The sequence below is a fragment of the Pseudoflavonifractor phocaeensis genome (assembly GCF_021531815.1).
GTDB lineage: Bacteria > Bacillota > Clostridia > Oscillospirales > Oscillospiraceae > Lawsonibacter > Lawsonibacter phocaeensis_A.
Window position 1 is genome coordinate 101,253 of record NZ_JADYUM010000010.1, and the last position, 6,000, is coordinate 107,252.

General features: G+C 63.4%; 8 protein-coding genes. 2 read left to right on the forward strand and 6 right to left on the reverse strand.

All coding sequences use genetic code 11. The features are described from left to right. The first annotated feature begins 95 nt into the window (after nucleotides 1-95). Nucleotides 96-860 (forward strand): tRNA 2-thiocytidine biosynthesis TtcA family protein, encoded by a 765-nt coding sequence (locus I6E42_RS08130; RefSeq protein ID WP_235371416.1) that lies wholly within the window; start codon nucleotides 96-98, stop codon nucleotides 858-860. Between the two features lie 10 nt (nucleotides 861-870). Here the strand turns inward: I6E42_RS08130 and I6E42_RS08135 are convergent, their stop codons facing one another. The 6 genes from I6E42_RS08135 to I6E42_RS08155 form a co-directional block, all read right to left on the reverse strand. Then, the gene (locus tag I6E42_RS08135; protein WP_235371417.1) at nucleotides 871-2,004 is read right to left on the reverse strand and encodes a transglutaminase domain-containing protein; all 1,134 of its coding nucleotides are present in this window, start codon (nucleotides 2,002-2,004) and stop codon (nucleotides 871-873) included. After that, entirely contained in the window at nucleotides 2,001-3,239 is a 1,239-nt protein-coding gene (locus tag I6E42_RS08140) for an MATE family efflux transporter (protein WP_412761296.1), read from the reverse strand. The genes I6E42_RS08135 and I6E42_RS08140 overlap by 4 nt, the downstream gene beginning before the upstream one ends. Further along, nucleotides 3,215-3,382, reverse strand: coding sequence for a hypothetical protein (locus tag I6E42_RS12910; RefSeq protein ID WP_412761297.1), 168 nt, complete (start codon nucleotides 3,380-3,382; stop codon nucleotides 3,215-3,217). Before I6E42_RS12910 ends, I6E42_RS08140 begins: the two co-directional genes overlap by 25 nt. Then, complete coding sequence (locus tag I6E42_RS08145; protein WP_235371418.1) at nucleotides 3,372-4,004, reverse strand: TetR/AcrR family transcriptional regulator; 633 nt, start codon at nucleotides 4,002-4,004, stop codon at nucleotides 3,372-3,374. Before I6E42_RS08145 ends, I6E42_RS12910 begins: the two co-directional genes overlap by 11 nt. Before the next feature lie 124 nt (nucleotides 4,005-4,128). Beyond that, nucleotides 4,129-4,461 (reverse strand): arsenate reductase family protein, encoded by a 333-nt coding sequence (locus I6E42_RS08150; RefSeq protein ID WP_235371419.1) that lies wholly within the window; start codon nucleotides 4,459-4,461, stop codon nucleotides 4,129-4,131. Beyond that, the gene (locus I6E42_RS08155) at nucleotides 4,458-4,676 is read right to left on the reverse strand and encodes a DUF1653 domain-containing protein (protein WP_235371420.1); all 219 of its coding nucleotides are present in this window, start codon (nucleotides 4,674-4,676) and stop codon (nucleotides 4,458-4,460) included. The genes I6E42_RS08150 and I6E42_RS08155 overlap by 4 nt, the downstream gene beginning before the upstream one ends. A 142-nt stretch (nucleotides 4,677-4,818) precedes the next feature. Here I6E42_RS08155 and I6E42_RS08160 point away from each other — a divergent pair. Then, nucleotides 4,819-6,000, forward strand: a 1,182-nt coding sequence (locus I6E42_RS08160; RefSeq protein ID WP_235371421.1) for a sugar phosphate nucleotidyltransferase, incomplete at its 3' end; no start/stop codon positions are given.

Consider the following 6,000-nt stretch of genomic DNA (forward strand, 5'->3'; position numbering starts at 1 on the left):
CAGGGAAAAACCAAAAGAAAAGTCCGGAGTTTTCCCGCTTTTCTCCCGGTTTTGCCCGATATGTGTGATATTTTACACGGAACAGGAGGCAGTCCATGAACAAGATCTTATCTCTGACCCGCCGGTGCGTGGAGGACTACGATATGATCCAGCCCGGCGACCGGATCGCTGTGGGAGTGTCGGGAGGCAAGGACTCCCTGACCCTGCTGGCGGCCCTGGCCAAGCTGCGGGAATTTTACCCCGTGCCCTATACGGTGGAGGCCTTCACCCTGGACATGGGCCACGCCGACGGCCGGCCGGGAATGGACTTCACGGAGGTGGCCCGGTTCTGCCGGGAGCTGGACGTGCCCTATACCCTGCTGGACAGCGAGATCCACCACGTGATCTTCGATTTGCGCCGTGAGAAGAACCCCTGCTCCATGTGCGCGAAAATGCGCCGGGGAGCCCTCCACAATGCCATGCTGGAGCGGGGGATCACCAAGATCGCCCTGGGCCACCACTACGACGACGCCATCGAGACCTTTTTTATGTCCCTGATCTTTGAGGGGCGGCTGTCCTGCTTCCAGCCAGTTACCTACCTGGACCGGACGGGGATCACCCAGATCCGGCCCCTGCTGTACTGCGGGGAGAACCTGATCCGCCACACGGCCCAGCGGCTGAATTTCCCGGTGGTATTCAACCCCTGTCCCGCCGACGGCAACACCAAGCGTCAGGAGATCAAGGAGCTGGTCTACGAGCTCCAGGGCCGCTACCCCGGCCTGAAGGCCCGGGCCTTCGGGGCCATGCAGCGGCTGCCCCTGCCCGAATGGGGGCCGGTGGAGCACCGGAGAAGGCCCCTGCCGGAGGAATTGGAAGAGTGATAAAACGAGGTCAGTCCAAAAGAGGACTGACCTCGTTTTCGTTCCAGCGGTATTTGGTGGGGTCCAGCTCAGCCAAGGCGAACCGGAGGAAACCGAATTCTCCGGTGCTGCCCCGGTCGGCAGTGGCGTCGAACCACAGCCATTCCCCATCCAGTTTGGCGATGTTCCACATGTGATTTTCCCCGAAATAACTTCCGGTCACATTGAAGCAGGGGATGCCCGCCCGCTCAAACAGCAGCTTCACCGCGTTGGAGTACCCGCCGCAGATGGCGGTCTTGTCCCGCAGGGCGCCTAGGGCGGTTTGGGATTCATAGGGCATACCGTCCTTGCCGGAGACATACCTCTGGTCGTATGTCACATTGGTTGTCACATAGGAGTAGAGGGCCTGGGCCTGCTCCCGCTGGGTCATGTCCGGCGTGACCACCTGGGCGATCACCTGGTCAGCCAGTTCCCCGACCTGGTTCAAAGCCTCCAGACAGTCCTCCGTCGTCATGCCCATGGGGGCGCTGTACCGCAGCTCGGAGCCGTCCGGACTCAGGGCGCAGTAGAGGTAACCGCCGCCCACCTGCTGCAGGGCCCGGTTCATGGCATCGGGGTCCAGGGCTGTGTCTGTGATGCGGACGGGCACCGGGTCCGGCCCCATGTGGGCCTTCGCGGTGTCGATCAGTTCCTTGAGAGAGGATACCTCTGCCCCGTCAAAGCCCTCTGGGAAGATGCCGGCCTTATAGGGCATGTAGTGCAGGGTGCAGGACAGTCGGCTTTCACGGACCTGGACGGTCAGGTCGTAGGCGTATTTCAGTCCGGGGGCCTGGGCCGTGACCTGATAGTAGAGGTTTTTGACATCCAGCTCCGGCTGTTTCAGACCGGCGGCTGAGATGTCCATGGTCCGGGGCTGGCGCAGCTGGCGGATGGCTTGGGTCAGCTCCTCCTGGATGGCCTCCGGGCCGGAGACGGGCAGGATCTCCCCGGGGCCGGGCAATTCCGGCTCTGGCTGGGAACTCTCCGCCGGGGGCTGGGAGGAGGCGGAAAGCCCATCTGGGTCAGGGGAGGAAGCGGCGGCTCCGGTCTGCGCACCGCATCCGGCCAAAGTTCCCAGGCACAGCAGAACCAGGAGGCAGAGGGCGGCGCGGGGATCTTTCGTCATAGGACCTGTTCCCCCATGTTCTTTGAGGCCATGCGCTTCATGGGCCGGATCAGGCAAAGGCAGACCAGGATGGTGAGTACGTCGGCGGCGGGCTGGGAGAAGTAGATGCCAGTAACCCCCAGGGCCTTGGGCAGGGTCAGAATGAAGGGCACATAGAACAGACCCTGGCGGAGCAGGGAGAGGAACAGCCCCATCCGGGAGGAGCCGATGGTCTGGAAGGTGATGGTCATCATATAGCACAGGCCGAAGGCGGGATACAGGGCCACCTGGGAGGCCAGCAGCTGCCGGCCGAAGTCCACAATGACGGGATTGCGGTTGAACAGCAGGATCAGGGGCTTGGACAGGAGAATATAGGCGGCGGCCACCAGGACGGTGAGCAGCAGGGCGCCCTTCAGGGCAAAACGCACCGACTGGTGGAACCGGTCCTCCTCCTTGGCACCGAAGGCGTAGGAGGCCACGGGCTGGTAGCCCTGCATGAAGCCCATGACCACATAGCAGCCGATGAGGACCAGCCGCTGGACCACGCCGTAAGCGGCGATGATCTCGTCGGACTGGGGCAGAGAGGAGGCGGCGATATTGGTGAGGGAGGAAGCCACAGACAGGCAGATCTGAATGACCGCCGTGGGAATACCGATCAGCGTCACCGTCTTGATCAGCGCCCAGCTGGGCCGGAAGGCCTGGACCTTGATCCTGATGATGGAGCGGCCACTGGCGTAGAACCAGATCAGGATAAAGAAGGTGATGAACTGGGAGACGGTGGTGGCCAGGGAGGCGCCCTCCACCCCCATATTCAGCCCCCAGTCAAACATAAAGACAGGGTCCAGGATGATGTTCATCACAGCGCCGGTGATGACGGCGATGGAGGAGATCTTCACCGAGGATTCCGCCCGGGCCGCGCAGTTCATGCTCTGGGCGGGCAGGTTGGCCAGGGCGGCCACGAACATCCAGAAGGCATAGTCCTTGGCCAGAGGCAGGGAGGCCTCCGAGGCGCCGAAGGCCCGCATCAGGGGATCAATAAAGACGATGCCGCCCACGCACAGCAAAATACCCAGCCCGATGGACAGGCCGATGATGGTGGTGACGGTGCGGCTGGCGCCCTCCCTGTCCTGGGCGCCCAGCTGGCGGCCGGCCAGAACGGCGGCGCCGGCGGCAAAGATGTTTTCGATGGACACCATAATGAGCAGCAGGGGGACGGTGACTCCCACCGCCGTCAGGGCGATGTCGTTGTCAAGCATGCGATATAGGCGGTGTCCACGATGTTGTACACCGCCTTGGCCAGCAGGGCCAGGGTGGCGGGAATGGCCAGCTTGACGATGGCCTTGGAGGGGGCGGCGGAGGCGAGCAGGGACTCTTTGGATTCAGAAGGATCACGTTTCATGTGGTTCACCCATTACACCGTAGAGCAGAATATCGATCTGACGGTGACACCTTTCTTCGTGTTTCAACAGGGCCTCTTGCGGGGAGGCCTTGCCCCGGAAAGCGGCCCGGTAGTGGATGTTGAAATAGTCCAGATACAGCCGGAAGTCCTCCACCACGGCCTCCACAGAGAGGCCCGCCCGCAGCGGAGCGCTGTCCAGCAGGCCGGTGAGGACGGAGATGTTCAGTTCGTCAAAAGCCCGGCGGCGGTCCGCGATCTGGTCCCACAGGCCGGCGGGGGGATCGAGGGCCGCGTCCGCGAAGATGCCGAGATACCGGGGATGGTCGGCGAAGAAGCGCAGACGGGCGTCAAAATAGGCCCGCAGCCGCTCCCGGGCCGGGCCGGACAGGCTGGCGGCCGCATCCTTTAAATAGGCGGTGAAGGCGTCGAAGCAGGCCTCCACGCACAGCAGGTACAGCTCATCCTTGTCTTTAAAATAGTGGTAAATGATGCCTTTGGAGATGCCCTTTTCTCCGCAGACCGTATTTAAGGACGCCCCATCGTACCCCTTGGCGGAAAACTCCTCCATGGCGGCGTCCAGAATGCGCTGCCGGGACAGGGCGTTTTTTTCTTCCCGCTTCATAAAAGCCTCCCTTATAAAAATAGACCACCCGGCCTGTTTAGGAGTGATACCACAAACAGACCGGGTGGTCAATTCTTTTGCCCTTGGGCAGTTGTAAACTTTTTGTGTCCGGAATGGGACTCCCCTATTGCCAGCTCTCCCAGACCTCGGGGCGGTACCCCACGGTGGCCTGCTTGCCGTTGCGGACGATGGGGGTGCGCAGCAGGGAGGGGTCTTCAAAGAGGTGGTCCAGCTTGGCCTGGTCGGAGGCCAGGTAGGACAGCAGGGCGGCGTCGGGGTGGCCGGGGTCGATCATGGCCTCCAGGCCCACCGCGTTTTTCACGCTGGCCAGCTCTCCCCGGCTCATGCCGAATTTTTTCAGGTCCACGGCCTGGAATTTGATCCGCCGCTCCTTGAACCACCGCTCTGCCTTTTTGGTGTCGAAGCACTTGCTTTTGCCGAAAATTTGGATGTTCATGTTGTTTCCTCCATCAAAACGAACCGGGGGCCGGAATAGCCCTCCCGCGTGACGGTTTCGCTCCACATGGCCGCGGGCCGGACCCACAGGCCGCCCTCCCCGTACAGGGCGCGGTACACCGCCATGGGCTCCCCTGTCTCCGAGTGGGTAGCCACCCCCAGCAGCTGGTATTCTTTCCCCTTGAAGTGCCGGTAACGGCCCGGTTTGAGCTCCATCCGCTCCGCCTCCCCTGCGATTTTTAAAATAGTATACCATGGTTGACCGCTGCTGAAAAGGGCTGTTTCGAACGGGATGAAAGGCCGGGAAACAGCCATACTAACCGTCATAAGCCACAACGATGGGAGGACGGTCGCACACATGAAAGCTGTCATCATGGCCGGCGGAGAGGGCACCCGCCTGCGCCCCCTGTCCCTGGGCATGCCCAAGCCCATGACGCCCCTGTTCGGCAGGCCGGTGATGGAGCACATCCTCTCCCTGCTGAAGCGGCACGGGATCACCGACATCTGCGTCACCCTGTGCTACAAGCCCCAGGCGGTGACGGACTATTTTGGGGACGGGGAGCGCTTTGGGGTCCGGCTTACCTATTTTGTGGAGGAGGAACCCCTGGGCACGGCGGGCAGCGTGAAAAACTGCATGTCCCATCTGGGCCGTGAGGATTTTTTGGTCATCAGCGGGGACTGTGTCTGTGACCTGGACCTGGGCCGGCTGGCCTCCTTCCACCGGGAGCGGGGCGCGGCAGCCACCCTGGCCCTGTACGCCCACAGCACCCCCCTGGAGTACGGCCTGGTGGTCACCGGGCCGGCGGGAAAGGTGGAGCGCTTTGTGGAAAAGCCCGCATGGGGCCAGGTGGTCACCAACCAGGTGAACACGGGGATCTACCTCCTCTCCCCCGCCGCCATGGACCGGGTCCCGGAAGGGAAATCCTTCGACTTCGGGAAGGACCTGTTTCCCACATTGTTAAAGGAAGGCGCGCCCCTCTACGGCTGCCCTCTGGAGGGCTACTGGTGCGACATGGGGGACTGCGGGGCCTACCTGAGCTGTGTGGGGGACGCCCTGGCCGGCAAGGTGGAGCTGGACCTGGGCCTGCCCCGGCGGGGAGAGGGGATCTGGTCCGCCGGGCCGGTGCCGGAAGACGCTGTCCTGACGCCTCCCTGCTGGCTGGGACCGGGGGTGTCTGTGGGACCGGGGGCAGAACTGGGGCCCTGCGCCGTGTTGGACCGGGGAGCCAAGGCGGAGGAGAAAAGCGTTCTCCGCCGGTCCGTTTTGCTGGAGGAGGCCTGTGTGGGGCCCGGGACGCGCCTGGACGGGGCCATCCTGTGCCGGGGAGCCTCCGTCCGCAAAGGGGCGGAGCTGCGCCCCGGCACAGTGCTGGGGGAACACGCTCTGGCGGAGGAGGGGGCCGTTTTGCTGGAGCGGGTGCGGCTGTGGCCCGGCCAGACCGCCCCGGCGGGATGCCGCCTGTTCCGATCCGTCACCTGCGGAAGCCAGATGGGCGTCCTCCGCTTCGGAGACGGCGGGGTGATCCGGGGGGTGCTGGGG

Bases quoted from the DNA above. Each gene is read 5' to 3' on its own strand.
- I6E42_RS08130 (WP_235371416.1), top strand. From the start codon at position 96: ATGAACAAGATCTTATCTCTGACCCGCCGGTGCGTGGAGGACTACGAT.
- I6E42_RS08135 (WP_235371417.1), bottom strand. From the start codon at position 2,004: ATGACGAAAGATCCCCGCGCCGCCCTCTGCCTCCTGGTTCTGCTGTGC.
- I6E42_RS08140 (WP_412761296.1), bottom strand. From the start codon at position 3,239: ATGCTTGACAACGACATCGCCCTGACGGCGGTGGGAGTCACCGTCCCC.
- I6E42_RS12910 (WP_412761297.1), bottom strand. From the start codon at position 3,382: ATGAAACGTGATCCTTCTGAATCCAAAGAGTCCCTGCTCGCCTCCGCC.
- I6E42_RS08145 (WP_235371418.1), bottom strand. From the start codon at position 4,004: ATGAAGCGGGAAGAAAAAAACGCCCTGTCCCGGCAGCGCATTCTGGAC.
- I6E42_RS08150 (WP_235371419.1), bottom strand. From the start codon at position 4,461: ATGAACATCCAAATTTTCGGCAAAAGCAAGTGCTTCGACACCAAAAAG.
- I6E42_RS08155 (WP_235371420.1), bottom strand. From the start codon at position 4,676: ATGGAGCTCAAACCGGGCCGTTACCGGCACTTCAAGGGGAAAGAATAC.